The organism is Inquilinus sp. Marseille-Q2685, assembly GCF_916619195.1.
GTDB lineage: Bacteria > Pseudomonadota > Alphaproteobacteria > DSM-16000 > Inquilinaceae > Inquilinus.
Window position 1 is genome coordinate 1 of sequence record NZ_CAKAKL010000008.1, and the last position, 26,064, is coordinate 26,064.

Consider the following 26,064-nt stretch of genomic DNA (forward strand, 5'->3'; position numbering starts at 1 on the left):
GAGCAGATGATTGGGATCGATCGATCCAAAGCGGGAGACACTCCGTGCCATCCAGTGGCGCCTCGACGTCTCGCCCCTGTCTGGGTCTCCCGCCGTGGATATCATCTTGGCCAGCGGTCCTCGCGACGCACTCAACAGGCCGGACATATGGATGCAAGCGATCCGCTCCCAGCCCTCGCCCGAATGCCTTGCAGGCAGGGGGCCGTCCACATATGGATGGCCACGCCCCTTCGGGGCTCGCCATGACGGTGATGGATGGGCGGGCCTGCCGGGTGTCAGGCAGGAGTCAGGACGTGAATGGCCCGGTCGGCGATCAGGTCCTTGGTGCGCTCGCCATAGGCCTTCATGTGCGGGGCGGCGGAATGCGCCTTCAGCGCCTCCGGGCTCTCCCACTTCTCGACCACGACGAAGGTGTCGTCGCCAAAGCGGTCGGGGCTGCCCTCGGCATCCACCGCGGGCCCGTATTCGATGCAGCCCTGCTCGGCATGGACCTCCGGGATGATCTTCCGGAACTCCTCCAGCAAGGCGGCGCGCTTCCCCGGTTTGGCGGTGAGCAGGGCGATGACATGGATCACGTCGAGACTCCGTCGTTTTGTCCGATCTTATCGCCCCGACCCGCCGGACCGCCAGCCCTCGCTATGGCCGCACGGCGGTGACCTCGATCTCGACCAGGTAGCCGGGATTGACCAGGGCGGCGACCTGCATGGCCGAGCGCGCCGGGAGGTTCGGCTGCTCCGCCGTGCCGTAGAACTGGCGGTAGCCTTCCATGAAGCCGGCGAAGTCCATCTTCCCGTCCTTGGCCGGGTCGCCGACCAGGAAGACCTGCATCTTCACCACGTCGCCGAGGCCGAGGCCGAGGTCCTTCAGGGTCTTCTCGATCGATGTCAGCACCGCGACGGTCTGCGTCTTGGTGTCGCCATAGGCGGCGACCGAGTTCTTGGCCGCATTCGGATCGGCCACCGGCGGCACCGCGCCGCTGACATAGACCGTGGTCTTGCCGGCCGGGATCTCCACTGCCCGGGCGATCGGGAAGTCGGAGTTCGGGATCCTGTGGCGGACCACGTCCTGCGCGGCCGCCCCGCCGGCCGCCAGCATCGCCGCGAGGCCGATCGCTGCCGTCATCGTCTTCATTTCTGGTTCCCCCTTGTGCGTTTCATACGGACTGAAATCAAACCCAACCCGTCATGGCGAGCCCCGAAGGGGCGTGGCCATCCATGGGCCGGTGCCGCTGGATGGCCACGTCGGCTTCACCTCCTCGCCGTGACGGGTTGGAATGGCGCGTCAATTTCGGGCGTCGGCGACGTCCTTCGCCGTCACCGGGTCGGCATAGGCATTGCCGAAATGGGTGCGCAGGTAGTTCACCACCGCAGCGACCTGGTCGTCGGTCATCATCTTCCCGACCGGCGGCATGCCCTTCAGGCCGTGGACGACGACATAGACGGGGTAGGCCCCGGTCTCGAGATTGGCGTTCTTCGCCAGGGCCGGATAGTGGCCCGCGCCGGCCGCCCCCTGCCCCGCCGGCATGTGGCAGGCCTGGCAGACATTGGCGAACAGCGCGGCGCCGTCGGCCTCGGCGAAGGCCGAAGCCGGGCTGAGCATCGGCGACGGGGCGTCCTGGGCGCCGGCCGCAGCCGGCAGCAGGGCGAACAGGATCGCGGCCGCGGGACGGACGATCATGGCGAGGCTCCTCATCGACAGGGCGGTCATGCGGCGATCACCCGGCGGTGCAGCCGCCCGATCGCATCCAGCGCCGAGAGGATCGCCCCCTCCTGCCAGGCCGGGATGTAGGAGGCGTGCTCGCCGGCCAGCACGATGCGGCCGTCGATCTGGCACAGGTTGTCGTAGTGCTGCGCCCGCGCCTCGTCGGTCCAGTCGCCGGCGCAGCCCAGGGTGAAGGGCACCCGGTGCCAGGCCACGGAGATGCCGGTCTCGAACTCCGTCTCGTATTGCGGGTGGATCTGCTTGCCGTATTCGACCGCGCGGCGCACCCGCTCGGCCGGGTCCATGGCCGTGAACTCGTAGGAGTTCGGCCCGTTCCAGCTGTAGGCGCCGAGCAGCACGCCCTTGCCGCCGAGATTGTAGCCGGTGCTGGGATAGGAGATCTGGCGGATCGGCAGGTCGGTGTAGCTGATGCCGCCGAAGATCGCCTCGTCCTCCTCCCAGAAGCGGCGCTTGAACTGCAGCCCGACCTTGACCGAGGAGGCATAGGGCACGGCCTCGATCGCCGCCTGCATCTTCGGCCCGACATCGGTCGGGATCTGGCTGAGCACGGTGAGCGGGATGGTGCAGACGCACCAGTCGGCCTTGGCCTGCAGCGCGCTGCCGGGGCTCTTGGTGTCCTCATAGGTCACGGTGACCCCGGCCTCGCCCTGCTGGATCCGGGTCACCTTCGAGTTGTACCGGATCAGCCCGCCGAGCTGCGCGGCGAAGGCCTTGCCGATCATGTCCATGCCGCCGACCGGCTGGAACATCGTGGTCTGGAACTCGTAGAGGGCGAAGCTCTGCAGGCTGCGCCACAGCCGCGAGGACAGGATCTCGGACAGGCCGATCGGCTCGCCCGGCACCGGCTCAGCCCCTAGCCCGCCGCCGGCGTCCTTCCGGTAGCCGCGGAACTCGGCCGAGGCCTCGCCCGCCTTGTAGGCATAGTCCTTGTCGAGGGCGCCCCAGGCCTTCAGCGCCTGCAGCAGGATCTCGCGATCCTCCTTCGACACCGCCTCGTCCAGCTTGCCCTGCTGCGTCGCCTTGGCCAGCAGCTCGGAGACATGGCCCTGGAAGTCGGTCTTGATCTCGCGGATGCGCTGCGGCTTGCCGCCGAACCCCTTGCTGTTGTGCAGCAGGGCGTTGTGGTTGAGCTGCTGGAACGGCTCCAGCGCCACGCCGAGGCGGCGGCAATAGGCCAGCACGCCGTGATGGTGGTACGGGATGCGCCAGGGACCGGGGTTGAGGTACAGGCCCTGGTCGAAGCCGCAGGCCTGGGTGGCGCCGCCGAGCTCGGTGTAGCGGTCGCCGCCGCGCAGGGTCCAGTTCCGCCCGCCCGGCCGGTCGTTGAACTCCAGCACCTGGACCTTGTAGCCGGCCTGGCGCAGCTCCAACGCCGCGGTCAGCCCGGCCAGGCCGGCGCCGAGCACCAGCACCGAGGCGCCCCTGGGATCGCCGCTGAGATCGACCGGCCCCTTGTAGCCGGACTCCGCCGCCAGGCCGAGGCTGGTCATCGCCTGGTACATCGCGGCGCTGCCCGCCGCCATCCCGATCAGCGACAGCAGGCCGCGGCGGCTGACGCCGTCTCCCTGTTCCTCTTCCATCGGTACTTGCCCCTTCGACAGTCGCGGCGGAGCGATCCGGCCGCGGATGACGACAGCAGCAAGAACGATGCCAGAACGGGAAAGCCGCGTCTCCGGCGCCGTAGCGGCCGATCAGCCTCCCATCCGGTGCCTTTCGCTTCGGCACCGGACAAGGCAAATATTAGGCAAAGCTCAATTCAAGGATTCGTGTCGAATTTTTGGCAAATCAGCCAAGAATTCAAGCATTCACCAGATCGACCGTGAACTCGGCCGGCTGGCGCAGCGTCTGGTAGACGACGCAGTAGCGCTCGGTCAGCTTCAGCAGGGTGGCGCGCTGCTCCTCGGTCAGGTCGCCTTCGACGGCAAAGCGCAGGCGGATGGCGCGGAAGCCGACCGGCGCATCCTTGGCCACGCCGAGCGTGCCGCGGAAGTCGAGGTCGCCTTCGGCCGAGACGGTGCCGCCGGTGATCGGCAGGTTCAGCGCGGTAGCCACCGCCTTCAGCGTGACGCCGGCGCAGGCCACCAGCGCCTCCAGCAGCATGTCGCCGGAGCACAGCGACAGGCCGTCGCCGCCGGTCGCCGGATGCAGACCGGCCTCGGCCAGGGCGCGGCCGGTCTCGACCTTGCAGGTCACCCCCTCCTCGCCCAGCCGGCCCTTGGCGCGCAGGGTGATCAGGGCGGCGTCCGGCGCCTCGCGATACTTGTCCTTCAGCGGCGCCTGCAGGGCGCGCAGCGTCTCGGCATCCATCGTCGTCTCTCAGATCGTGACGGGCACGGCCGAAGCCCGGGCCCCTGCGGCGCCCGCATCGCGGCCGGCCGCAGCATCCCGCGGCGGCACCAGCGAGGATAGCACGGCCTCGCGCAGCCGCAGCAGCCCCGGCGTCCCGTCCCGCTCCGCCCGCGGCACCGGCACGGCGATGTCGGCCGAGATCCGGCCCGGGCGGCCGGCCAGCACCACCACGCGGTCGGCCAGGGCCAGCGCCTCGTCGATGTCGTGCGTCACCAGCACCAGGGTCGGCTGGAGCCAGTCCCGGATCTCCAGCAGGTGCCGGTGCAGGTCGCGCCGGGTGAAGGTGTCGAGCGCGCTGAACGGCTCGTCCAGCAGCAGCACCTTGGGCCGGGCCACCAGGGCCCGGGCGATGGCGACGCGCTGGGCCATGCCGCCGGAGAGCTGGCGCGGCCAGGCATCGGCGAAACCGGCCAGCCCGACCCGGGCGATCGCGTCGGCCGCCAGCCGCGCCGCCTCGGCCCGGGGCAGCCGGCCAAGGCCGAAGCGGACATTGGCCTCGACGGTGAGCCAGGGCATCAGCCGCGGTTCCTGGAACACCACGCCGACATCCTCGCCCGGCCCGTCCACCGGATGGCCGGCGACCGAGAGCGTGCCGGCCGAAACCCGCTCCAGCCCCGCGATCAGGCGCAACAACGTGCTCTTGCCGCAGCCGCTGGCGCCGACCACGGCGACGACGGCGCCGGCCTCCACCTCCAGATCGATACCGGCGAGGGCGTCCAGCCCGTTCGGATAGCGCTTGGCGACACCCTGCAGCGACAGCATGGTCACGCCCCTTCCGGACGGAAGCCGTCCTGCCAGCGCACCAGCCGGGCGCCGAGCGCGGCCAGGGCCAGGTCGCTAAGCTTGCCGAGCACGGCGAACAGCAGGATCGAGGCCAGGATGGTGGCCGGGCGGCCGGTCATCTGGCCGTCGACCAGCAGGTAGCCCAGGCCCTTGCTGGCGCCCATGAACTCCGCCGCCACCACGAACATCCAGCCGAGGCCGAGCCCGCCGCGCAGCCCGGTGATGTAGGTCGGCAGCGCCGCCGGCAGCAGGATCCGGCGCACCAGGTCCCAGGTGCCGAAGCGGTAGATCCGCCCGACCTCGACCAGCTTGCGGTCGACCGAGGCGATGGCGCCGGCCAGGGTCAGGTAGACCGGGAAGAACACGCCGACCGCGATCAGCAGCACCTTCGGCGTCTCGAAGATGCCGAACCACAGGATGAACAGCGGCGTCCAGGCGATCGACGGGATGCTGCGCAGCGCCTGGATGCTGGGGTCCAGCAGGCGGCGCGCCAGCGGCCACACGCCGGTGGCGGCGCCCAGTGCCGTGCCGGCGGCCGCGCCCAGCAGGAAGCCCCACCACACCCGCCACAGCGTCGCCAGCACATGGTCGAGCAGCACGCCGCGCGCCGCCAGGTCGCCCAGCGTGCGCAGGATCTGCGAGGGCGGCGGCAGCAGTCGGGTCGAGACCAGCCCCAGCGCCGCCAGCACCTCCCAGCCCAGGGCAAGCCCGACCGGCAGGATCAGCCCGACCGCGACGGTGCCGAACGCGCCGGCCGAGCGGGGCTCGCGGCGAGCGGCTCCGACGGCGGGATCGAGGCTGGTCATGGCCGGGCGGCCAGCGCGGTCTTGAAACGGGCGTCGAGCAGCGCATCGACCGTGGCCGCGACATCGACCCCGGCATCGATCACCCCCGCCTTCTGCAGCGCCAGGCCGGCGTTCAGGATGGTGTCGCGCTTCGGCGCATCGATCGCCGGGCCGGAGAGGTCGGTGCGCTCCAGCTGCTTCGCCGCCACCGCGTCGGTCAGGCCCGCGGCCTGGACCAGGGCGGCGCGCAGCTCGTCCGGATGGGCCAGGGCGTAGGTGCGCGCCTGCTCATAGGCGCGGATCACCGCCTCGACGATCTCCGGGTGGTCGGCCGCGAACTGCTCGTTCACGTTCAGCACGCCATAGGTGTTCAGGTCGGGCTTGCGGTAGAACAGCCGCGCCCCCTGCTCCAGCTCCGCCTGCGCCATCATCGGGTCGAGCCCGGCCCAGGCGTCGACCTGATGCCCGATCAGGGCGTTGCGGCCGTCGGCGTGCTGCAGCAGCACCACCTCGATGTCCTGCTCGGTCAGGCCGTGATCGGCCAGGGCGCGCAGCAGGAAGATGTAGGGATCGGTGCCGCGGGTGACGGCCACGCGCCTGCCCTTGAGATCCTCGACCGACCGGACCGGGCTGTCGCCATTGGTCACCAGCGCCGTCCATTCCGGCCGGGAGTAGGAGTAGACCGCCTTGATCGGGCTGCCGTTGATCCGCGCCAGCAGGGCCGCGGCGCCGGCGGTGGAGCCGAACTGGACGCTGCCGGAGTTCAGGAACTCGATCGCCTTGTTGCTGCCGGCGCTCTGCACCCAGGTGACCGACACGCCTTGCGGCTTCAGCGCCTCCTCCAGCCAGCCCTTCTCCTTCAGCACCAGGCTGACCGGATTGTAGTAGGCCCAGTCGAGGGTGACGGCGGAGACCGGATCGGCGGCCCGGCCGAGCGCCGGAGCGAGAGCGGCGGCAACGAACGTACCGGCCAGCAGCAGGCGGCGCGACAGGATGGTCATGGTCGGGTCCTCTCGGCCAGCAGGATCTACGATCCTGGCCAGTTGATTGTTGGATCAAATACAATATTTTGGAAACCAGCTATGTCAAATGCATTAATTTACGAGAGGAATTAGTCCATCCAGCCCCCTCGACAGCACCGTCTCGCTTGGGCATAATGAACAAATTGGGAACAGTTTTACCGAAATGCCATGGACGACCACGCTGTCGCCGCCCTGTGGCGTGCCTTCGATGCGCGCGACTGGGCCCGCGCCCTGGGTTTGCTGTCCGATGACTTCGTGGCGGATTGGCCGCAGACCTGCGAGCGGATCCGTGGCGCCGACGCGTTCATCGCCCTCAACGCCAACTATCCCGGCCGCTGGCGCTGCCACCTGCAGGAGCTGATCGAGGCGGGAGAACGGGCGGTCTCCCGCGTGCTGATCACCAACGGCAACGACATCGTGCACGCGGTCTCGCTGTACCGCCTGCGCGACGGCCAGATCACGGAGGCGGTGGAAGTGTTCGCCGATGCCGGCGAGCCGCCCTACGACCGCAGCCGCTGGACCGAGCGCTACGAGCTGAAGCTACCGACCGGGTGATCCCGCAGGCGGGTTCGCCCCGGCGAACCCGACATCGCGCAGCAGCGCCGGTGGCGGGATGTCGGGTTCGCGATTGCGAACTCAACCTGCTCGTGGGCCCCGCCTTCAACACGCCACCGTCAGCTCGACATACTCCGCCCGCATCGGATTGTCGCCCGGCGTGACCTTGGTCACCTTGCAGGCCGACACCTGCTCGATCGCCTTGCGCTCGGCGGCCCGGACCTTGGCCTGGGACGGGCCGATCAGGCTCGGTCCCACCAGCCAGGCGCCCCAGGTCGACTGCGTCAGCCGGGTCACGCCGATGTCGAGGCCGTTCACCGTCACCGTCCGCGACAGCACGACGGGCGTCTCGGCCGGCGGTTTCTGCGTGCAGCCGAGAAGCGCCAGCGCGATCAGCGCCGGAAGACCGTATCTCACCTGAACCCCCGAAGGTGTTTTTTCCTTTGCGGGAGACGATATCAGGTTGTCGCCGAAGGATTCCAGCCGGCTCGCGCAAGAATTCGCTCGGCCAACAAATGATACAACCCGTGCCGCAGCACCAGCCGCGACCCGGCCCAGGCCAGGCCGACGGCCGGGATCAGGATGGCGAGGCCGCGGGATTCGCCCGTCATCTCCGCCAACAGCACCAGGGCCGTGACCGGGGAATGGGTGACGCCGGTCAGATAGGCGGCCATGCCCACCAGCATCAGCGACGGCACCAGGTCCGGGCCCACCAGGGGGACGAAGATCGCGCCGAAGCCGGCGCCGACCGAGAGCGAGGGCGCGAACAGGCCGCCCGGGATGCCGGCCGAGGAGGCCAGGGCGGTGGCGGCGAACTTGGCCGGGAAGAACCACCAGGCCAGGCCGTGCCCGCCCTCCAGCGCCAGCCGCGTCGGTTCGTAGCCGGTGCCGAAGGTGGCGCCGCCGGCGGCCAGGCCGATCAGCCCAGCCAGGAGGCCGCAGCTGGCGGCGGCGGCCAGCACCGACCAGCGGCCGAACCGGGCGAACAGCCGCGGCAGCAGCCTAGTCAGCACCAGGACGCAGCGGCCGAACAGGCCGCCGAGGATGCCGGCGAGCAGCGCCACGATCAGGAAGACCGGAATCGCCCCCGCGGTGAAGTCGAGCGGATGCCGGCCGAAATAGGTGTAGTCGCCGAGCAATGCGATGGCGACGGCCGAAGACAGGAAGATCGCGGCCAGCACCGCCATGCGGTTGCGGATGTCGAAGCCGGCGGCCAGTTCCTCCAGCGCGAAGACGATGCCGGCGAGCGGCGTGTTGAAGGCGCCGGCCAGCCCGGCCGCGCCGCCCGCGGTGATCACCCGCCGCAGCCGCGCCGGGTTGGCGCGCGGCGTCAGGCTGGCCAGGATCACGGCGCCGACCTGCACGGTCGGGCCCTCGCGCCCGATCGAGGCGCCGCAGGCGAGGCCGAACAGGCACAGCAGGATCTTGCCGATGCCGGTGCGGGCGTTCAGCTGGCTCGGCACCAGCTCCAGCGGCCGGCGCATCGCCGCGATGCATTGCGGGATGCCGCTGCCGGGCGCCGCCGGGAACAGCCGCTGCGCCGCCAGGGCCGAGACGCCGAAGCCGATGGCGCCCAGGATCGGCGCCAGCCACAGCCGGCCGTCGGTCAGCCGAAAGAACAGGCTCTGCGCCTCGTCCGCGGCCTCGGCGAAGGCGACGGCCATGCAGCCGACCAGGATGCCGCCGACGGCGAAACGAAGAAGCCGCCGCAAACGCGGCGGCGACAGCAGGCGGCGGAGGGTTCTGGGTCTCAGGTCCGGCGCGTCGCCGGCTGAATGAGCCATGGCGGCGGCCGGACGGCGCTACGCGCCGGCCGGGGCCGGTTCCTTGCCCTCGGGCTGGGCGACCCGGAAGCTCTCGCCGCAGCCGCAGCGGTCGACCTCGTTCGGGTTGTTGAACACGAAGCGGGCGCCGAACTCTTCCTGGACGTAGTCCATCTCGGTGCCGAGCAGGAACATGATCGCCGAGGGGTCGATCAGGACGGTGACGCCCTTGCTCTCGACCACGTCCTCGAACTTCTTCCGCTCCTCGGCGTATTCCATGAAGTAGCTGAGGCCGGAGCAGCCGCGCGCCTTGACCCCGACCCGCAGGCCGATGATCGGCTTCGGCGACTTCGCGATCAGCTCGCGCACGCGGTCGGCGGCGCGGTCGGTCAGGGAAATCGGCGGCGGTAGAGCGCGCATCCTGTTCACCTCTTGTCCTCGACCCACAAGATGGGCCGATCCGGAAAAGACTTCAACGGCCTGCGGTTGCAACGCAGACGTTCCCCGGCGCCCTCCCTTCCCATTTTTCTGTCATTGCCGGGCTTGACCCGGCAATCCAGGGGGCCACCGAGAGCCGCTCCGGCTGCCCCTGGATCCTCGGGTCAAGCCCGAGGATGACAATGGAGGAGGCTGGAAGACCGGCTGAAGACGGCTCCTACATCCCGAGCGCCAGCCGGGCGTCCTCGCTGGCGCGCTCGATCGACCAGGGCGGATCCCAGGTCAGGTTGACCTTGGCCTCGGTCACGCCCGGCACGGCCAGCACGCCCTTCTCCACGATCGCGGGCATCGAGCCCGCCACCGGGCAGTTCGGCGCGGTCAGGGTCATGTCGATCTCGGCCTTGCCCTCCGGCGACACCTCGACCCGGTAGATCAGCCCGAGTTCGACGATGTTGACCGGCAGCTCCGGGTCGAACACCAGGGTCAGGTTGTCGAGGATGGCGGAGCGGGTCGCCTCGACGTCGAGCGGAACCTCGACCTTCGACAGCGGCGTGCGGACGTGGATCCAGTCCGGCTCCGGCACGTCCAGCGTGCCGGCGCGCATGAAGTCGTTCAGGCCGAGGCCGTCATCGGGGAAATAGGCGGGCCGGGTCATGATGATGTCGCCTCCCGCGCAGCGATGTGGCGCCGCGCGATCTCCTTGATCCGTTCGACCATCGACGCCAGGCCGTTGCGGCGACCGCTGGTCAGATGAGTGTCGAGGCCGAGCCGGTTGAACAGGCCGCGCAGATCCATGTCCGCCACCTCCTCCGGCCGGCGGCCGGAGAACACGCCGGTGACGATGGCGATCAGCCCCTTGACGATGCGGGCGTCGCTGTCGCCCTGGAACACGATGTGGTCCGGCGCCTGGTCCTCGGGCCGGGCGATCAGCCAGACCTGGCTCTGGCAGCCATGCACCTTGTTGGCCTCGACGCGCTCGGCCTCCGGGAACGGCGGCAGCGCGTCGCCCAGGCTGATGATGTAGGCGTAGCGCTCCTCCCAATCGTCGAGGAGGGAGAAGTTCTCCTCCAGCTCTTCCTGGGACAGCCTGGCCTGCATGGTCATTTCCCGAACAGCTTGACCACCTTGCCCAGCGCCTCGGCCATCACGTCGATCTCGGCCTTGGTGTTGTAGAGGGCGAAGGAGGCGCGGGCCGTCGCCGGCAGCCGCAGCCGCTCCATCAGCGGCTGGGCGCAGTGGTGGCCGGCCCGCACGGCGACGCCGGCTTGGTCGATGATGGTGCCGATGTCGTGCGGATGGGCGCAGTCCATGGCGAAGGAGATGATCGAGGCGCGCTCCCGCGCCCGGCCGACGATGGTCAGGCCCGGCACGCGCGACAGCCGCTCGACCCCGTAGTCCATCAGCTCGCGCTCATGCGCCGCGATGGTGTCGAGGCCGAGCGCGGTGACGTAGTCGATCGCCGCCTTCAGCGCGATGGTCTGGGCGATGGCCGGGGTGCCGGCCTCGAACTTGGCCGGCAGGTCGGCGAAGGTGGTGCCGGAGAAGCTGACGGTGCGGATCATCTCGCCGCCGCCCTGCCAGGGCGGCATCGCCTCCAGGAGATCCTCACGGCCGTAGAGGATGCCGATGCCGGTCGGGCCGTACAGCTTGTGGCCGGAGAAGGCCAGGAAGTCGCAGCCGAGGTCCTGCACGTCGACCGGCATGTGGGTGATCGCCTGGGCCGCGTCGAGCAGCACCTTGGCGCCGACCGCATGCGCCCGCTCGATCACCGCCTTGACCGGGACGATGGTGCCGAGCGCGTTCGACATGTAGGTGACCGAGACCAGCCTGGTCCGCGGCGACAGCAGGCGCTCGAACTCGTCGAGCAGGAAGTTGCCGTCGTCGTCGATCGGGGCGACCTTGAGGACCAGCCCCTTCTCCTGCGCCAGCAGTTGCCACGGCACGATGTTGGAGTGGTGCTCCAGCACCGAGACGATGATCTCGTCGCCCTCCTTGAGGAAGGCGCGGCCGTAGCTCTGGGCCACCAGGTTGATCGCCTCGGTGGTGCCGCGGGTGTAGACGATCTCCTTGATCGAGGCGGCGTTGATGAAGCGCTTCACCGCCTCGCGCGTCGCCTCGAAGGCATCGGTCGCGGCACCGCTGAGATAGTGCAGCCCGCGATGGACGTTGGCGTATTCCTCTTCGTAGACGCGGCTCTCGGCGTCGATCACCGAGCGCGGCTTCTGCGCCGAGGCGGCGTTGTCGAGATAGACCAGCGGCTTGCCGTAGACGGTGCGGGACAGGATCGGGAAATCCGCCCGGACGGCGTTCACGTCATAGGCGTTGATGCCGCTCGTGTGCAGCCGCGTGTCCATGGGACCTAACCCTCCTGATGCCGCGCGGCGAGCCACAGCCCGACCGCGGCCTCGAACTCCTCGCGCACAGCCTCGTCGGCGACCTCCTCCAGCGCCTCGCGCAGGAAGGCTTCGACCAGCATGGCCCGGGCCGTGCGCTCGTCGATGCCGCGGGCGCGCAGGTAGAACAGCGCCTCGGCATCGATCTCGCCGACCGTGGCGCCGTGGCTGCACTTGACGTCGTCGGCGTAGATCTCGAGCTCGGGCTTGCTGTCGATCTCGGCCGTCTTCGACAGCATCAGCGCCCGGTTCAGCTGGTAGCCGTCGGTGCGCTGGGCGTCGCGGCGGACGATGATCTTGCCCTGGAAGACGCCCCTGCCCTTGCCGTCCAGCACGCCCTTGAATACCTCGCGCGACCGGCAGTCCGGCACGGCGTGGTCGATCAGGGTGGTGGTGTCGATGTGGCGGGTGCCGTCTGACAGATAGGCGCCGGTGACATGGCCGTTGCCGCCGCGGCCGGTGAAGGTCGCGACCACCTCGGTCCGCGCCAGGTCGGCGCCGAGGCTGAGGGTGAAGCTGTCATAGGTGGCGTCGCGGCCGATCGTGGCGCTGCCGTTCAGCAGATGCACCGCATTCAGCCCCTCGCTCTGCCGGCGGTAGTGGCGCAGCCGGGCGCCGTCGCCGATCTCGGCCTCGACCACCGCATTGGTGAAATAGCCGGTGCCGTCGGTGCCGTGATAGGCCTCGATCAGCGTCGCCTGGCTGTCGGGACCGGCCAGGACCAGGATGCGGGGGTGGCTGGCCACCGCCACGGCGCCGGGCGCGGTCAGGAACACCAGACGGACCGGCGCCTCGATCACGGCACCGGGGGCGATGCGCAGCACCGCGCCGTCCTCGACCAGGGCGGTGTTCAGCTCGACCAGCGATGCCGCGTCGGCGGCCGCGGCGAAGCGGGATTCGACCTCGGCGTCGCCGGCCTCCAGCGCCGCGGCGTAGCCGTCGAGGCGCAGGCCCTTGGGCAGGCCGTCGAGATGCGACAGCTCCCGGCGCAGCCGGCCGTTGACGAAGACCATGGACGGGCCCTGGACCGGCACGAAGGCGCGCAGCGCCTCCGGCAGCGCCGCCTCGGCCGGCGCGGTGGCGCCGTTCAGGCCCAGCTTCTCCAGCCGCCGCAGGTCGGTGTACTTCCAGGCCTCCTGCTTGCGCGTAGGCAGGCCCAGGCTCTCGAACCGGGCCATCCCCGCCTCGCGGCGGCGGGCGATGGCGCTGCGGCCGACGCCGGGCAGCGCCGACCGGCTGGCGGAGAAACGCTCGCGCTGGGCGGCGACGACGGGCGAGATCGCTTCGCTCATCTCTGCCTCACGCGGCTGCCGGCCCAATGGCGGAAGGAACCACGCCGGCGTAGCCCTTCTCCTCCAGCTCCAGCGCCAGCTCCTTGCCGCCGGACCGGACGATCCGGCCGTCGGCCAGGATATGGACGTGGTCGGGGACGATGTAGCCGAGCAGGCGCTGATAGTGGGTGATCACCAGGAAGGCCCGGTCGGGCGAGCGCAGCTTGTTCACGCTCTCCGCCACCACCTTCAGCGCGTCGATGTCGAGGCCGCTGTCGGTCTCGTCCAGCACCGCGAGGCCGGGCTCCAGCAGCGCCATCTGCAGCGCCTCGTTGCGCTTCTTCTCGCCGCCGGAGAAGCCGACATTGACCGAACGCTTCAGCATCTCGGCATCGATACCGAGGCCCTTGGCCTTCTCGCGCAGCAGCTTGGTGAACTGCATCGGGTCCAGCTCGGCCTCGCCGCGATGCTTGCGGTGGGCGTTGTAGGCGGTGCGCAGGAAGGTGACGGTGCCGACGCCGGCGACCTCGAGCGGGTACTGGAAGGCCAGGAACAGGCCGGCGCGCGACCGCTCCTCCGGCTCCATCGCCAGCAGGTCCTCGCCGTTGAAGGTGATCGATCCGCCGGTGACCTCGTAGCCGTCGCGGCCGGCGATAACGTAGCTGAGCGTCGACTTGCCGGAGCCGTTCGGCCCCATGATGGCGTGGATCTCGCCCTTGTTCAGGGAAAGCGACACACCCTTCAGAATCTCCTTGCCGTCGACGGCGACGTGAAGGTCCTTGATCTCCAGCATTCCGCGTTCCCTCGCCGCTTCACGCGGCCTTCCTCAAATTCGCGAAGCCGCACCGAGGCGGCATGTCCTTAACCGACCGAGCCTTCCAGGCTGATGCCGACCAGCTTCTGGGCCTCGACCGCGAACTCCATCGGCAGCGCCTGCAGCACCTCGCGGCAGAAGCCGTTGACGATCAGGCCCAGCGCCTCCTCCTCGCCGATGCCGCGCTGGCGGCAGTAGAAGAGGACGTCCTCGCTGACCTTGCTGGTGGTCGCCTCGTGCTCCACCTGCGCCGTCGGGTTGCGGCTTTCGATGTACGGCACAGTGTGGGCGCCGCACTTGTCGCCGATCAGCAGGCTGTCGCACTGGGTGAAGTTGCGCGCGCCCTCGGCGCCCGGCAGGATCCGCACCAGGCCGCGATAGGTGTTGTCCGACTTCCCGGCGGAGATGCCCTTGGAGATGATCCGGGAGCTGGTGTTCTTCCCGATATGGATCATCTTGGTGCCGGTGTCGGCCTGCTGGCGGTTGTTGGTGATCGCCACCGAGTAGAACTCGCCGACCGAGTTGTCGCCCTGCAGGATGCAGCTCGGGTACTTCCAGGTGATGGCCGAGCCGGTCTCGACCTGGGTCCAGCTGACCTTGGAGTTGCGGCCGCGGCAGGCGGCGCGCTTGGTGACGAAGTTGTAGATGCCGCCCCTGCCCTCCTCGTCGCCCGGATACCAGTTCTGGACGGTGGAGTACTTGATCTCGGCGTCATCCAGCGCCACCAGCTCGACCACCGCGGCGTGCAGCTGGTTTTCGTCGCGCTGCGGCGCGGTGCAGCCTTCCAGGTACGAGACGTAGCTAGCGTCGTCGGCGATGATCAGGGTGCGTTCGAACTGGCCCGTATTCTCCGCATTGATGCGGAAATAGGTCGACAGCTCCATCGGGCAGCGCACGCCCTTGGGGATATAGACGAACGACCCGTCGGTGAAGACGGCGGAGTTCAGCGTGGCGAAGTAGTTGTCGGAATAAGGCACCACCGAACCGAGATACTGGCGCACCAGCTCCGGGTAGCGCTGCACCGCCTCGGAGATCGAGCAGAAGATCACGCCGACCTTCTCCAGCTGCTCCTTGAAGGTGGTGACCACGGAGACGCTGTCGAACACGGCGTCGACGGCGACGCCCGCCAGGCGCTCCTGCTCGCGCAGCGGGATGCCGAGCTTCTCGTAGACCGCCAGGACGTCGGGGTCGACCTCGTCCAGGCTGCCGAGCTTCGGCTTCTTCTTCGGCGCGGCGTAGTAGTAGGCGTCCTGGTAGTCGATCGGCGGGTGGCTGATCCGCGCCCAGTGCGGCTCCTCCATCGTCTGCCACAGCCGGAAGGCGCGCAGCCGCCATTCCAGGAGCCATTCGGGCTCGTTCTTCTTGGCGGAGATGAAGCGGACGGTCTCCTCGGTCAGCCCCTTCGGTGCCGTCTCCATCTCGATGGCCGAGACAAAGCCGTGCTTGTAGCGGCTGTTCGTGATCTCTTCGACCTGCCGGACCGTCTCCTGGACTGCCGCCATGCCTCGCTCCTCAACCCCTGTGCCAGAACCGATTAACCGAGTTGGCTAGTCGGGTACTCCGATGCGGAAGACCCCAAAGGTCGCCCCTTGGGAGGCCTGTGCCGCCGCCCTTCTCACGCCAATAGATAGGCGTTTCGACGGCGAATGCCAGCGAAAACCCGACTGCGAGAGTCGTTCTCAGCCGCGCTCCGCTGGACCCCGGCATGCGGCTCGCTCATGCCGGGTCCCCTTGCATCACATCATGTTGTTGGTGCCGGACGGCAGCCGCACCGTCAGCCCGTCGAGCTCGTCGCTCATGATGATCTGGCAGCCGAGGCGCGAGGTCTTGGTCAGGCCCCAGGCGAGGTCGAGCATGTCCTCCTCGTCCTCCCGCGCCGGCAGCAGCCGGTCGTACCATTCCGGCTCGACGATCACATGGCAGGTCGAGCAGGCCAGCGAGCCCTCGCAGGCGCCCTCCAGATCGACGTCGTATTTATGCGCGATCTCCATGATCGAAAGCCCCGCCGGGGCGTCGATCTCGCGCCGGTTCCCGTCCGGCTCGATGAAGATGATCCTGGGCATTCCGGCCCTGCTCCTGCTCGAAAACGTGGTGTTCTACGAAAGCCGCGGGCGGGCGGCAACCGGCGAAACCTCATGCCTCCATTCAGGCCACCGCACGGCTGCGCCTCCGCCGGGCCAGATCGACCCAGGCGGCGGCGCAGCGGTCGATCGCCGCGGCATCGGTCCCGGGCCCCAGGCTGATGCGGATGGCGCTCTCGGCCAGCTCGGCCGGCAGGCCCATCGCCTCCAGCACATGGCTGCGCCGGACCTTGCCGGAACTGCAGGCCGAGCCGGCGCTGACCGCGATCCCGGCGAGATCGAGCGCCGCGACCTGGGTCTCGGCGGTGACGCCGGGCATGGCGACGCAGCTGGTGTTGGCGACGCGCGGCGCGCCCGCGCCCAGCACCACGGCGCCTTCGGCCGCGAGTTTCCGTTCGAGGTCGTCGCGCAGCGCCGCGATCCGCGGCTGGTCGGCCCGGCCGGCCACGGCCGCGGCAGCGGCACCGAAGCCGGCGATGCCGGCGACGTTCTCGGTGCCGGCGCGACGCCGGCCCTCCTGCGCCCCGCCGCGCAGCAGCGGCGCCAGCGGCAGCCCGTCGCGCAGCACCAGGGCGCCGATGCCCTGCGGCCCGCCCAGCTTGTGGGCGGAGAGGCTGAGGGCGTCGACCTCGCCCCCGACCGCGGGCAGCGCGATCCGGCCGGCGGCCTGGACTGCGTCGCAATGCACCAGCGCGCCGTGGCGGCGGGCGATGGCGGCGGCCTCGGCCACCGGCTGGATCACGCCGGTCTCGTTGTTCACGGCCATCACCGAAACGATCGCGGGCTCTGCCCCGTTCGCCATCATCCGGTCCAGCGCGTCGAGATCGACCCGGCCGTCGCCGCCGACCGGGATCCGCTCCGTGGCCCAGGCCAGGGCGCTGTCATGCTCGATGGCGGAGACCAGGACCCGGCGCCGGCCGAGGCCACCGAGCGCCAGGGCGTTGGCCTCGGTGGCGCCGCCGGTGAAGACGATCTGGGCCGGGGCGACGCCGACCAGGGCGGCGACCTGGGCGCGCCCAGCCTCGACCAGGCGCCGGGCCTCGCGGCCGAAACGGTGCACCGAGGACGGATTGCCGACGGCATCAAGCGCCGCGGCCATGGCCTCACGCGCCTCCGGCCGCAGCGGCGCGGTGGCGTTGTGGTCGAGATACACGGCGGAGCTCACGGCGCCCGCCTCATTCGGCGGCGACGGTCACGCCCTGCCCGGCGGGGAACAGATGGCTGGAGCCGAGCACCCGGCGGTTGACCACGTCCTCGACCGTGACCGAGGACAGGTAGAGATGGATCTGGTTGCCCAGTTCCTCCCACAGATCGTGGGTCAGGCAGCGGCTCTTGTCGCTGTGGCAGCCGAGCGGGCTGTGCTTCTCGCAGCGTGTCGCCTGGATCGGCTCGTCCACCGCGAAGATGATGTCGGAGATCCGGACCGTGCCGCAGGGCCGGGCCATGAGATAGCCACCGCCGGGGCCGCGCACGCTGCGGACCAGACCGCCGCGGCGGAGCTTGGCGAAGAGCTGCTCCAGATACGGCAGGGAGATTTCCTGGCGCAGCGCGATGTCGGCGAGCGCCACAGGACCATCAGCCCCGTGCCGCGCCAGGTCGACCATCGCCATGACGGCGTAGCGTCCCTTGGTGCTCAAACGCATCTTCTGCGCCCCCAACGGCCCGACCTGCCCGCCGGACCGGAATGACAACATCTGCCCGCGCCGTGGACCGGATCTTCGTCGCCTGCGACGGCCCGGCCCGCAGCGCAATCCGCGCTTCTCGGCCCTGGCCGGTTCGGCATGCCTCGATCAAGACCCTTGAACACGAAGGCCGTCCCGATGCTATACGAACATTTCGCGTGGATCGTGTTGACGGCGGGTGGCCGGCACGGTCCGCGTCGTGGCAGGGGGAGTGACCGCTTAGATATAGATATCCGAGTGCAATGGTCAAGAAAGCCGCCCCACCGCGCCGCCAGGCGGCACCGCAAGACGCCGCACCGGTGATCCGGTCCGCCCCGTCGCCATCTCGAGGAGCTTAACGGCCGATGCCGGACGTCATCTTCAACGGGTCCGAGGGACGCCTCGAAGGCCGCTATACCCCGAGCAAGCGCACCAATGCGCCGATCGCCCTCTTGCTGCATCCCGATCCGCTGGGCGGCGGGACGATGTTCAACAAGATCGTCCACACGCTGTATCAGGCGTTCAAGAAGCACGAATTCACCGTGCTGCGCTTCAACTTCCGCGGCGTCGGCCGCAGCCAGGGCGTGCACGACCGCGGCGAGGGCGAGCTGTCCGACGCCGCCTCGGCGCTGGACTGGCTGCAGGCGCTGAACCCGAACGCCGAGGCCTGCTGGGTCGGCGGCTTCTCCTTCGGCGCCTGGATCGGCATGCAGCTCCTGATGCGCCGGCCGGAGATCGACGGCTTCATCTCGATCGCGCCGCCGGCGAACAAATACGACTTCACCTTCCTGGCGCCCTGCCCTTCCTCCGGCCTGATCGTCCAGGGCGACAAGGACGACCTGGTGCCGCATGACGCGGTGCAGAAGCTGGTCAACAAGCTGTCGCAGCAGAAGGACATCAAGATCGACTACCGGCTGATCCCGGGGGCGAACCACTTCTTCACGCTGCACAACGACCAGCTGCTGGCGCATATCGACGACTACCTGACCAAGTCGGTGAAGCTGGCGCCGCCGCAGGCCGCGGACTGAACCGCCGGCCTCGGGCCGGACCGGGGGGATCGAGCATGGCCACGAACGAAGCCGGGACTCCGAACGCCGACCAGATCGCCTATTGGAACGAGGCCGGAGGATCGGTCTGGGTCGAGATGCAGGCGCAGCTCGACCGCATGACCGCGCCGTTCAGCCGGCAGACGGTCGAGGCGTTGGCACCCGCGGCGGGCGAAAGGCTGCTCGACATCGGCTGCGGCAGCGGCGGCAGCACTCTGGAGCTGGCGCGGCGGGTCGCCCCCGGCGGAGAGGTGCTCGGCCTGGACATCTCCGCCCCCATGCTCGGCCTGGCCCGGCGCCGCGCCGCCGAGGCCGGGCTGGACAATGTCCGCTTCGTCGAGGCCGACGCCCAGACCGCCCGCATCGAGCCGGCCGGCTATGACGGGCTGTTCTCGCGCTTCGGCGTAATGTTCTTCGACGATCCGGTCGCCGCCTTCGGCAACCTGCACGGCGCGCTGCGGCCGGGCGGGCGCCTCGCCTTCGTCTGCTGGCGCAGCATGGCCGAGAACGGCTGGGCGACGGTGTCGCTGACCGCGGCGCTGCGCCACCTGCCGGCGCCGCCACCCCCGGTCCCGGGCGCGCCGGGCGCCTTCGCCTTCGCCGATCCCGGCCGGATCCGCGACATCCTCGGCCGCGCCGGGTTCTCGGGGATCGCGGTCACGCCCTTCGACACCAAGGCCGGGGTCGGGGACCTGGAGCAGACCCTCGCCCTGGTGCTGCGCAGCGGCCCGGTCGGCGCGCTGCTGCGTGAGCACGAGGACAAGCGGGAGGTCGTCGCCGCCGCGGTGCGCGAGGCGCTGGCGCCGCACCAGACCGCCGACGGCGTGCTGCTGGATACGGCAGCCTGGATCGTCACCGCCACGGCGTGAGGCGCCGAGCCGGGGAAGTTCGGTTTGAGGCACGGGCGGCGCTCGTGCTACAGCCCCTTTGTCGGTTCTGTCAGTCAGGGCCGACAGACAAAACAGACACTTCCGACAAGCAGTCGACGATCATGACCGGATTCCGCTCCGACTTCCTGCGCACCCTCGAGGCGCGCGGCTTCATCCATCAGGTGACGGATGCCGAGGGCCTGGACGCCCTGGCGGCCAAGGGAGCGGTCACCGCCTATATCGGCTACGACGCCACCGCCGACAGCCTGCATGTCGGGCACCTGGTGCAGATCATGATGCTGCGCTGGCTGCAGAAGACCGGCGGCCGGCCCATCGCGCTGATGGGCGGCGGCACCACCAAGATCGGCGACCCGTCCTTCCGCGACGATGCGCGGCCGTTGCTCGACGACGCCACCATCGACGCCAACATCGCCTCGATCCGCCGGGTGTTCTCGCGCTTCCTCGACTTCGAGCGCGGCGCGATCATGGCCAACAATGCCGACTGGCTGGACGGCCTGGCCTACATCCCGTTCCTGCGCGAGGTCGGACGGCACTTCACCATCAACCGCATGCTGACCTTCGATTCGGTGAAGCTGCGGCTGGACCGCGAGCAGCCGCTGACCTTCCTCGAATTCAACTACATGATCCTGCAGGGCTACGATTTCCTGGAGCTGGCGCGCCGGCACGACTGCGTGCTGCAGATGGGCGGGTCGGACCAGTGGGGCAACATCGTCAACGGCATCGACCTGGCCCGCCGCATCGCCGGGCGGGAGCTGTACGGCCTGACCTCGCCGCTGCTGACGACCTCCTCCGGCGCCAAGATGGGCAAGACCGCAGCCGGCGCCGTCTGGCTGAACGAGGAGCGGCTGCCGGTCTACGACTACTGGCAGTACTGGCGGAACACTGAGGACGCCGATGTCGGCCGGTTCCTGAAGCTGTTCACCGAGCTGCCGCTGGACGAGATCGAGCGGCTGGCGGCGCTGGGCGGGGCCGAGATCAACGAGGCCAAGAAGATCCTGGCGACCGAGGCGACCGCCCTGGTGCACGGCCGCGACAAGGCCGAGGGTGCGGCCGAGACCGCCCGCCAGGCCTTCGAGCAGGGAGTATCGGCCGAGGGCCTGCCCTCGATCGACGTGCCGCAGGCCGAGCTTGCGGCCGGCATCCAGGCGTTCCGTCTGTTCGCCCGGGCCGGCCTCGCTGCCTCGAACGGCGAGGCGCGGCGGCTGATCCAGGGCGGCGGCGGCCGCGTCAACGACGTCGCCATCGCCGATCCGGAGCAGCCGATCAGCGACCGCGACATCGGCGCCGACGGGGTGATCAAGCTGTCCGCCGGGCGCAAGAAGCACGCTCTGGTGCGGCCAGCCTGAGGACGGATCTCGCAATGGTAGCAAAGTGCCACCATTGCGGCGGATCACAGCTCCGGGCAGCATGACCTCCTCTCGCCCGCGCCGCGAAGACCGCGCGGCCAGTCAGACAGGAGGGGCATGATGATCCGGCATGCATGGGCATGGTTGGCGGTGGCGGCCTGCGCGCTGGGCGCGACCGGGGCACAGGCCGCGTCACCGCCCGCGGTCGAGGCGCCGGACGGCATGGTGGTGTCGTCGCAGCACCTCGCCTCCGAGGCCGGGGCCGAGATCCTGCGGGCCGGCGGCAACGCCGTCGACGCCGCGGTCGCGACCGGCTACGCCCAGGCGGTCACCAACCCCTGCTGCGCCAATATCGGCGGCGGCGGCTTCATGGTGATCCACCTGGCCCGCGAGAAGCGCGACACCTTCCTGAACTTCCGCGAGACCGCGCCGGCGGCCGCGACCGAGACCATGTATCTCGACGCCCAGGGCAATCCGATCAAGGGCGCCAGCCTGTACGGCTATCTCGCCGTCGGCGTGCCGGGCAGCGTGTTGGGCCTCGACACCGCCCTGCAGCGCTACGGGACCCTGCCGCGGGAGACGGTGATGGCGCCCGCCATCAGGCTGGCGCGGGAGGGCTTCATCCTGACCCGCGGCGACACCGACATCCTCGACGCCGGCGCCGCCCTGCTGAAGAAGGATCCGGTGGCGTCGAAGATCTTCTTCCGCCCCGACGGCTCGCCGTTCAAGCCGGGCGACCGGCTGGTGCAGGCGGACCTCGCCGACACGCTGGAGGCGATCGCCAAGGGCGGGCCCGACGCCTTCTACAAGGGCGCGATCGCGCAGAAGGTCGAGGCGGCGATGAAGGCCGGCGGCGGCATCATGACCGCGCAGGACTTCGCCGCCTACACCGTGACCGAGACGGATCCCGTCACCTGCAGCTATCGCGGCTACGTCTTCGTCTCCTCGCCGCCGCCCTCCTCCGGCGGCACGACGATGTGCGAGATCCTGAACATCCTGGAAGGCTACGACCTGAAGGCGCTGGGCTGGCATTCCGCCGCCGGTGTGCATCTGATGGTCGAGGCGATGCGCCACGCCTATATGGACCGCAACACCTATCTCGGCGATCCGGCCTTCGTGAAGAACCCGCTCGACCGGCTGCTGAGCAAGGACTACGCGGCCCGGATCCGGACGAAGATCCTGCCGGACAAGGCGACGCCGTCGAAGGAGGTGCAGCCCGGGGTTCCGCCGCATGAGAAGCCGGAAACGACGCACTACTCGGTGGTCGACAAGGACGGCAACGCGGTCTCGGTCACCTACACCATCAACGGGCTGTTCGGCGCCGGGGTGATCGCGCCCGGCACCGGCTTCCTGCTCAACGACGAGATGGACGACTTCACGGTTAAGCCCGGCGTGCCGAACCTGTTCGGCCTGGTCCAGGGCAAGGCCAACGCGATCGCGCCGGGCAAGCGCCCCCTGTCCTCGATGGCGCCGACGCTGGTGACCAAAGACGGCGAGATCGCGCTGGTGCTGGGCAGCCCGGGCGGGGCGCGCATCATCACCATCACGCTGCAGGCGGCGCTCAACATGATCGATTTCGGCATGGCGCCGCAGGAGGCGGTGGATGCGCCGCGCATCCACCACCAGTGGCTGCCGGACGAGGTCTTTGCCGAGCCCCGCGCCCTGTCGCCCGACACCGTGAAGCTCTTGGAGCAGATGGGCCACAAGGTGACGGTGCAGTCGCCCTGGGGCGCGGCCGAGCTGATCGCGCTGCAGCCCGCGGCCGCCACGGCCGCATCCGGCGCCGCCTCCTCCGGCAACGACCGGGCCTTCGGCGGCAAGATGCTGCCCGGCTTCGTCTACGGCGCCAATGACAACCGCCGCCCGGCCGGGCTAGCTGTGGGCGAATAGCTACCGGTCGCTGCCGCGGTCGCGCGGCGGCCGCTGCGGCTGCGGTGCCGCCGGCCGCGGCGTGCCGTCCCCGGTGGACGGCGTCTCCTCGAAGAACAGGCGCCGCAGGAAGCCCGGCGCCAGCACCGACAGCGGGTTGACCGAGACCGACGGGTCGGCGAAGGAGCCGCGGATCGTGTAGGTGAAGGCGAACAGCCCGCCGCCCTCGCCGCCGGTCAGGATGTCGCCGATCAGCGGGATCGCGCTGATCACGCTGTTGATGTGGTAGATCGGCACGATGGTGCCGGCGAGGTCGATGGTCTCGGCCCGGAGGTCGATCACGCCGTCGAAGGCCAGGCCGAGGTCGCCGCCGGCCCCCCGCCCCTGCTTCAGCGTGATCCGCCGCTGCGCCGCGGCATAGGTGAAGTCGGCATCGAGCCGGTTGAAGGTCAGCCCGCTGGTGCCGAACAGGTCCTGCAGCCCGGAGGGCGAGGTGGCGGCCAGGAGCCGCGCCATGCCCGGCGCATCGTGCAGCACGAAGCTGCGGGCGTCGAACTGGCCCTCGATCGCGCCGGTGACGCCGTTGCGGGTGCCGGTGGCCAGCAGGCTGCCGCCGGTGATGTTGTCGGCGATGTCGAGGACGCGCAGCGCTTCCCCCGCATCCTCGCTGCGCAGGGTCAGGATCTGCCGGTCCGGCTGGCCCTGCTGCGGCGTCAGGCGCAGATCGATCGGCCGCCCGCCCGGCAGCTGCGCCGCCAGGGTGACGTCCTGCAGGTTGGTGGTGCGGCCGATCGCCCGCCCGTGCACCGCCTTGAGCGAGCGCTTGTCGCCCAGGGACAGCTCCCCGACATCGAAGGTGACGTCGATCCGGGGGCCGGGGGCCGGATCGGCGGCAGGACCGCCCTCGGCATCCGCCTTGCCCTGCCCCGCGGCGCGCCGCTGCTCCAGGATGCCGGAGACGTCGAGATGCGATCCCGTGAGCGCCAGGCGGTAGCTGTCCGGCCCCAGCACCTCGACCTGGCCCTTGACGTCGTTCGGGCCCTGCCGGAACGAGGCGATGCTGAGCTGCGCCAGCGAGCCGTCGCGGGCGAAGTCGGCGCTGCCGGAAGCGGTGACGTCGCCCCCCGAGACGCTGAACTGCGGGATCCTGGCGATGCGGTCGCCGGCCAGGGCCAGGCTGACCGTCGCATCGGCCCTGCCGCCCGCGGGCTTGACCCAGCCGATCGGGTCGATCGCGATCCGGGCGTCGGTGAGATCGAGCCTGGCGTCGAGCGTCGTCGCCCCGCCGGACCGCTTGGCGAGATCGAGATCGGCGCCGATAGTGCCTTCGACCGGCCCGACCGCCGGGATCTTCAGCGCCTCCCGCGCCGCCGGCGTCAGGATCGCCTGGGCCGAGAGCCTGGTCTCTACCGCCGAATCGTCGAACGCCTCGCGCCAGGAGAAGGCGACCGGAACGGTGTTGAGCTGGGCCTTGCCCTCCAGGGTCATCCCCGACTTGTCGAGCGTCAGCCTGGCATCGGCGCCGGCCAGGTCGTAGCCCGGCTTGGCCTGGGCGATGCCGACGTTGTCGAGCGTGCCCTCGACCCCCATGCGGACCGCCTCGAACGGCAGGTCGGCGAGCAGCGAGAAGCCGAAGCGCAGCCGCGCCGCCGCCCGCCCGGACATTCGGTCGGGCACCAGCCCGACCTTCCTGGCGTAGCCGAGCCGCGGCAGGTCGAGCACGGACATGATCGTCTTCACCGGGCCTTCGACGCGGGCGTCGATGTCGATCACCTGGTCCTTCAGGTCGAGGCCGGTGATGGTGATGTCGGAGGGCTGCAGCGCGATGTCCTGCAGGTGCCCGCCGCCCGTGGCGATGCGCATGGTCGACTGGTTGAAGCTGGCGGCGGCGTTCAGGCCGGTGATCGGCGGCAGCCCGTCGAAATAGTGCACCGTCATGTCGCGCGCCTGGATCGTGCCGTCGGCCGCGACCAGGGTCACCGCTTCCGGATCGGCGACCGGGGCCCGGGCGTGCAGGCTGAATTCGGTACGATCGATGACGCCGTCATGCAGGTTGGTGGTGATCCAGTCGCGGGCGCCGCTGGGCACGCCTGGCGGCCACAGGCTGTCCAGCAGGTCGACCGGCAGGTCGGTGACGGCGCCGGCCATGATCGCCTCGATCGTGTCGCCGACCGCGTCGACCTGGCCGGACAGGGAGATCTTCGGCCCGCCGAGGTCGATGCTGAAATCGTCGAGCGTCAGGCGCCGCTTCGGCAGGTCGACCGAACCCGACAGGCTGGTGCGGGCGGCGCCGAACGACCCGGTCCACAGGGGCGGCAGCTTGAGCCGGGTCTCGATGCTGGTCAGCGAGAACCGGCCGGTCGTCGCCCGGAAGTTGGAATCGAAATCGGCCTCGAGCCGGCCGGACACCGGGCTCTCGATCGCCTCCAGCGGCGCCAGCACCGGCGAGATCCGGGTCAGCGCCGCCGGGATGACGTTGGCGAAGGTGACCGTCGCCCGGGTGCTGCGGCTGGCCCGCTGATAGCGGATCTCGCCGCCGAACTGCGCCATCCGGTCGCCGGAGACGACCGACAGCGACGCCTGGCCGTCGACGCCGGTCGCGCTGCGGCGCAGGTCGGCCGACGCCCTGGGCGCGATCCAGCTTCGCCCCAGCACCCGGTCGTCGATGCGGACGCTGCCGTCGACCACGGTCAGACGGGTCAGCGAGGCGATCGGGTTGTCCTCGCTGCCGATCCGGGCATCGAGCGCCGCCAGCAGATCCTTGACCACGTCGCGGGTCGGCGCCCCTTCGGCCGGTGTCGACACCGCGCCCTCCCCGGCCTCGCTTTCGCCGAGCCCGAAGCTGAACTCCCCGGCCTCCGTCCGTATCACCCGCAGATGCGGACGGATCAGGTCGATCCGCAGCGGCGCCACCACGCCGCGCAGCAGCTTCGGCATGCTGACATCGGCCGTCCCTTCCGGCGTCACCGCGATCAGCGTGCCGTCCTTCTGCCGCACCCGCACGTCGCGGGCGGCCAGAACCGCCGGCCGGTCGAAGCCCTCCCAGCGCAGGGCCAGCGCGCCGATCTCCACCGAGACGTCGCGCTCGGACAGGGCCTGCTCGACATAGGGGGTGAGGAAATCGATCTCCAGCGGCCCGGAGGACAGGCGCCACGCCAGCACGACGGCCGCGAGGGCGATGCCGGCGACCGCCAGCCCGACGATCTCGGCCAGGATCTTCAGCGCCCTCATCCCGAACGTTTCACCCTCGCTTGACCCATCCCCGCGGGACCCCGA

At 70.0% G+C, this 26,064-nt stretch carries 26 protein-coding genes; 5 read left to right on the top strand and 21 right to left on the bottom strand.

The features are described from left to right. Window positions 1–275: 275 nt before the first annotated feature. From LG391_RS27530 to LG391_RS27565, 8 genes are all read right to left on the bottom strand, one after another. A complete protein-coding gene (locus tag LG391_RS27530; protein WP_225771262.1) occupies window positions 276–575 on the bottom strand; it encodes a putative quinol monooxygenase in 300 nt (99 codons plus the stop codon). A gap of 61 nt (window positions 576–636) precedes the next feature. Then, entirely contained in the window at window positions 637–1,131 is a 495-nt protein-coding gene (locus LG391_RS27535) for a RidA family protein (RefSeq protein ID WP_225771263.1), read from the bottom strand. 150 nt (window positions 1,132–1,281) lie between these two features. After that, window positions 1,282–1,677, bottom strand: coding sequence for a cytochrome c (locus LG391_RS27540; RefSeq protein ID WP_225771264.1), 396 nt, complete (start codon window positions 1,675–1,677; stop codon window positions 1,282–1,284). A gap of 26 nt (window positions 1,678–1,703) precedes the next feature. After that, on the bottom strand, window positions 1,704–3,302 hold the full coding sequence (locus tag LG391_RS27545; RefSeq protein WP_225771265.1) for an NAD(P)/FAD-dependent oxidoreductase: 1,599 nt from the start codon (window positions 3,300–3,302) through the stop codon (window positions 1,704–1,706). A 217-nt stretch (window positions 3,303–3,519) separates the two neighbouring features. Continuing rightward, window positions 3,520–4,029: an OsmC family protein gene (locus LG391_RS27550; protein ID WP_225771266.1), complete on the bottom strand. Its 510-nt coding sequence runs from the start codon at window positions 4,027–4,029 to the stop codon at window positions 3,520–3,522. Between the two features lie 9 nt (window positions 4,030–4,038). Next, the gene (locus tag LG391_RS27555) at window positions 4,039–4,833 is read right to left on the bottom strand and encodes an ABC transporter ATP-binding protein (RefSeq protein WP_225771553.1); all 795 of its coding nucleotides are present in this window, start codon (window positions 4,831–4,833) and stop codon (window positions 4,039–4,041) included. Between the two features lie 2 nt (window positions 4,834–4,835). Further along, on the bottom strand, window positions 4,836–5,660 hold the full coding sequence (locus tag LG391_RS27560) for an ABC transporter permease (RefSeq protein ID WP_225771267.1): 825 nt from the start codon (window positions 5,658–5,660) through the stop codon (window positions 4,836–4,838). Then, window positions 5,657–6,640: an aliphatic sulfonate ABC transporter substrate-binding protein gene (locus tag LG391_RS27565; protein WP_225771268.1), complete on the bottom strand. Its 984-nt coding sequence runs from the start codon at window positions 6,638–6,640 to the stop codon at window positions 5,657–5,659. Before LG391_RS27565 ends, LG391_RS27560 begins: the two co-directional genes overlap by 4 nt. Before the next feature lie 189 nt (window positions 6,641–6,829). Between LG391_RS27565 and LG391_RS27570 the strand changes: the two genes are divergently transcribed. Next, the gene (locus LG391_RS27570) at window positions 6,830–7,216 is read left to right on the top strand and encodes a nuclear transport factor 2 family protein (protein WP_225771269.1); all 387 of its coding nucleotides are present in this window, start codon (window positions 6,830–6,832) and stop codon (window positions 7,214–7,216) included. A gap of 105 nt (window positions 7,217–7,321) precedes the next feature. Here the strand turns inward: LG391_RS27570 and LG391_RS27575 are convergent, their stop codons facing one another. From LG391_RS27575 to LG391_RS27630, 12 genes are all read right to left on the bottom strand, one after another. Next, a complete protein-coding gene (locus LG391_RS27575; RefSeq protein WP_225771270.1) occupies window positions 7,322–7,633 on the bottom strand; it encodes a hypothetical protein in 312 nt (103 codons plus the stop codon). A gap of 41 nt (window positions 7,634–7,674) precedes the next feature. Next, window positions 7,675–9,000: a chloride channel protein gene (locus tag LG391_RS27580; RefSeq protein ID WP_225771271.1), complete on the bottom strand. Its 1,326-nt coding sequence runs from the start codon at window positions 8,998–9,000 to the stop codon at window positions 7,675–7,677. Window positions 9,001–9,018: 18 nt separating this feature from the next. Beyond that, complete coding sequence (locus LG391_RS27585) at window positions 9,019–9,399, bottom strand: iron-sulfur cluster assembly accessory protein (protein WP_225771272.1); 381 nt, start codon at window positions 9,397–9,399, stop codon at window positions 9,019–9,021. A gap of 235 nt (window positions 9,400–9,634) precedes the next feature. Further along, window positions 9,635–10,072, bottom strand: coding sequence for an iron-sulfur cluster assembly protein (locus LG391_RS27590; protein WP_225771273.1), 438 nt, complete (start codon window positions 10,070–10,072; stop codon window positions 9,635–9,637). Then, on the bottom strand, window positions 10,069–10,515 hold the full coding sequence (locus LG391_RS27595; RefSeq protein WP_225771274.1) for a SufE family protein: 447 nt from the start codon (window positions 10,513–10,515) through the stop codon (window positions 10,069–10,071). Before LG391_RS27595 ends, LG391_RS27590 begins: the two co-directional genes overlap by 4 nt. Window positions 10,516–10,517: 2 nt before the next feature. Then, window positions 10,518–11,771: a cysteine desulfurase gene (locus LG391_RS27600; protein WP_225771275.1), complete on the bottom strand. Its 1,254-nt coding sequence runs from the start codon at window positions 11,769–11,771 to the stop codon at window positions 10,518–10,520. A gap of 5 nt (window positions 11,772–11,776) precedes the next feature. Continuing rightward, entirely contained in the window at window positions 11,777–13,102 is a 1,326-nt protein-coding gene (sufD, locus tag LG391_RS27605) for a Fe-S cluster assembly protein SufD (RefSeq protein ID WP_225771276.1), read from the bottom strand. Window positions 13,103–13,109: 7 nt separating this feature from the next. Further along, window positions 13,110–13,874, bottom strand: a complete 765-nt coding sequence (gene sufC / locus LG391_RS27610) for a Fe-S cluster assembly ATPase SufC (RefSeq protein WP_225771277.1) — start codon at window positions 13,872–13,874, stop codon at window positions 13,110–13,112. A 68-nt stretch (window positions 13,875–13,942) separates the two neighbouring features. Beyond that, window positions 13,943–15,397: a Fe-S cluster assembly protein SufB gene (gene sufB, locus LG391_RS27615; protein WP_225771278.1), complete on the bottom strand. Its 1,455-nt coding sequence runs from the start codon at window positions 15,395–15,397 to the stop codon at window positions 13,943–13,945. A gap of 234 nt (window positions 15,398–15,631) precedes the next feature. Next, complete coding sequence (locus LG391_RS27620) at window positions 15,632–15,958, bottom strand: ferredoxin family 2Fe-2S iron-sulfur cluster binding protein (RefSeq protein WP_225771279.1); 327 nt, start codon at window positions 15,956–15,958, stop codon at window positions 15,632–15,634. A gap of 82 nt (window positions 15,959–16,040) precedes the next feature. After that, window positions 16,041–17,141, bottom strand: coding sequence for a cysteine desulfurase family protein (locus LG391_RS27625; protein WP_225771280.1), 1,101 nt, complete (start codon window positions 17,139–17,141; stop codon window positions 16,041–16,043). Between the two features lie 10 nt (window positions 17,142–17,151). Further along, the gene (locus LG391_RS27630; RefSeq protein WP_225771281.1) at window positions 17,152–17,619 is read right to left on the bottom strand and encodes an Rrf2 family transcriptional regulator; all 468 of its coding nucleotides are present in this window, start codon (window positions 17,617–17,619) and stop codon (window positions 17,152–17,154) included. 383 nt (window positions 17,620–18,002) lie between these two features. Here LG391_RS27630 and LG391_RS27635 point away from each other — a divergent pair, with 383 nt between their 5' ends. From LG391_RS27635 to ggt, 4 genes are all read left to right on the top strand, one after another. Next, window positions 18,003–18,665, top strand: coding sequence for an alpha/beta hydrolase (locus LG391_RS27635; RefSeq protein ID WP_225771282.1), 663 nt, complete (start codon window positions 18,003–18,005; stop codon window positions 18,663–18,665). 35 nt (window positions 18,666–18,700) lie between these two features. Beyond that, window positions 18,701–19,552, top strand: a complete 852-nt coding sequence (locus LG391_RS27640) for a class I SAM-dependent methyltransferase (RefSeq protein WP_225771283.1) — start codon at window positions 18,701–18,703, stop codon at window positions 19,550–19,552. A gap of 122 nt (window positions 19,553–19,674) precedes the next feature. After that, window positions 19,675–20,919, top strand: coding sequence for a tyrosine--tRNA ligase (gene tyrS, locus LG391_RS27645; protein WP_225771284.1), 1,245 nt, complete (start codon window positions 19,675–19,677; stop codon window positions 20,917–20,919). A 120-nt stretch (window positions 20,920–21,039) separates the two neighbouring features. Further along, window positions 21,040–22,809 carry a gamma-glutamyltransferase gene (ggt, locus tag LG391_RS27650; protein ID WP_225771285.1) on the top strand — a complete coding sequence of 590 codons (1,770 nt, stop codon included), beginning with the start codon at window positions 21,040–21,042 and terminating at the stop codon, window positions 22,807–22,809. Here ggt and LG391_RS27655 read toward each other — a convergent pair whose 3' ends face one another. Next, window positions 22,810–26,019 (bottom strand): AsmA-like C-terminal domain-containing protein, encoded by a 3,210-nt coding sequence (locus tag LG391_RS27655; protein WP_225771286.1) that lies wholly within the window; start codon window positions 26,017–26,019, stop codon window positions 22,810–22,812. Window positions 26,020–26,064: the final 45 nt, after the last annotated feature.

What these genes read in the sequence shown, in the direction of transcription:
- LG391_RS27550 (WP_225771266.1), bottom strand. Translation starts at nt 4,029, where the DNA reads ATGGATGCCGAGACGCTGCGCGCCCTGCAGGCGCCGCTGAAGGACAAG.
- LG391_RS27590 (WP_225771273.1), bottom strand. Translation starts at nt 10,072, where the DNA reads ATGACCCGGCCCGCCTATTTCCCCGATGACGGCCTCGGCCTGAACGAC.
- LG391_RS27540 (WP_225771264.1), bottom strand. Translation starts at nt 1,677, where the DNA reads ATGATCGTCCGTCCCGCGGCCGCGATCCTGTTCGCCCTGCTGCCGGCT.
- LG391_RS27585 (WP_225771272.1), bottom strand. Translation starts at nt 9,399, where the DNA reads ATGCGCGCTCTACCGCCGCCGATTTCCCTGACCGACCGCGCCGCCGAC.
- LG391_RS27630 (WP_225771281.1), bottom strand. Translation starts at nt 17,619, where the DNA reads ATGCGTTTGAGCACCAAGGGACGCTACGCCGTCATGGCGATGGTCGAC.
- LG391_RS27535 (WP_225771263.1), bottom strand. Translation starts at nt 1,131, where the DNA reads ATGAAGACGATGACGGCAGCGATCGGCCTCGCGGCGATGCTGGCGGCC.
- LG391_RS27565 (WP_225771268.1), bottom strand. Translation starts at nt 6,640, where the DNA reads ATGACCATCCTGTCGCGCCGCCTGCTGCTGGCCGGTACGTTCGTTGCC.
- sufD (WP_225771276.1), bottom strand. Translation starts at nt 13,102, where the DNA reads ATGAGCGAAGCGATCTCGCCCGTCGTCGCCGCCCAGCGCGAGCGTTTC.
- tyrS (WP_225771284.1), top strand. Translation starts at nt 19,675, where the DNA reads ATGACCGGATTCCGCTCCGACTTCCTGCGCACCCTCGAGGCGCGCGGC.
- LG391_RS27560 (WP_225771267.1), bottom strand. Translation starts at nt 5,660, where the DNA reads ATGACCAGCCTCGATCCCGCCGTCGGAGCCGCTCGCCGCGAGCCCCGC.
- LG391_RS27620 (WP_225771279.1), bottom strand. Translation starts at nt 15,958, where the DNA reads ATGCCCAGGATCATCTTCATCGAGCCGGACGGGAACCGGCGCGAGATC.
- LG391_RS27580 (WP_225771271.1), bottom strand. Translation starts at nt 9,000, where the DNA reads ATGGCTCATTCAGCCGGCGACGCGCCGGACCTGAGACCCAGAACCCTC.
- ggt (WP_225771285.1), top strand. Translation starts at nt 21,040, where the DNA reads ATGATCCGGCATGCATGGGCATGGTTGGCGGTGGCGGCCTGCGCGCTG.
- LG391_RS27640 (WP_225771283.1), top strand. Translation starts at nt 18,701, where the DNA reads ATGGCCACGAACGAAGCCGGGACTCCGAACGCCGACCAGATCGCCTAT.
- LG391_RS27600 (WP_225771275.1), bottom strand. Translation starts at nt 11,771, where the DNA reads ATGGACACGCGGCTGCACACGAGCGGCATCAACGCCTATGACGTGAAC.
- sufC (WP_225771277.1), bottom strand. Translation starts at nt 13,874, where the DNA reads ATGCTGGAGATCAAGGACCTTCACGTCGCCGTCGACGGCAAGGAGATT.
- LG391_RS27595 (WP_225771274.1), bottom strand. Translation starts at nt 10,515, where the DNA reads ATGCAGGCCAGGCTGTCCCAGGAAGAGCTGGAGGAGAACTTCTCCCTC.
- sufB (WP_225771278.1), bottom strand. Translation starts at nt 15,397, where the DNA reads ATGGCGGCAGTCCAGGAGACGGTCCGGCAGGTCGAAGAGATCACGAAC.
- LG391_RS27555 (WP_225771553.1), bottom strand. Translation starts at nt 4,833, where the DNA reads ATGCTGTCGCTGCAGGGTGTCGCCAAGCGCTATCCGAACGGGCTGGAC.
- LG391_RS27570 (WP_225771269.1), top strand. Translation starts at nt 6,830, where the DNA reads ATGGACGACCACGCTGTCGCCGCCCTGTGGCGTGCCTTCGATGCGCGC.
- LG391_RS27655 (WP_225771286.1), bottom strand. Translation starts at nt 26,019, where the DNA reads ATGAGGGCGCTGAAGATCCTGGCCGAGATCGTCGGGCTGGCGGTCGCC.
- LG391_RS27635 (WP_225771282.1), top strand. Translation starts at nt 18,003, where the DNA reads ATGCCGGACGTCATCTTCAACGGGTCCGAGGGACGCCTCGAAGGCCGC.
- LG391_RS27545 (WP_225771265.1), bottom strand. Translation starts at nt 3,302, where the DNA reads ATGGAAGAGGAACAGGGAGACGGCGTCAGCCGCCGCGGCCTGCTGTCG.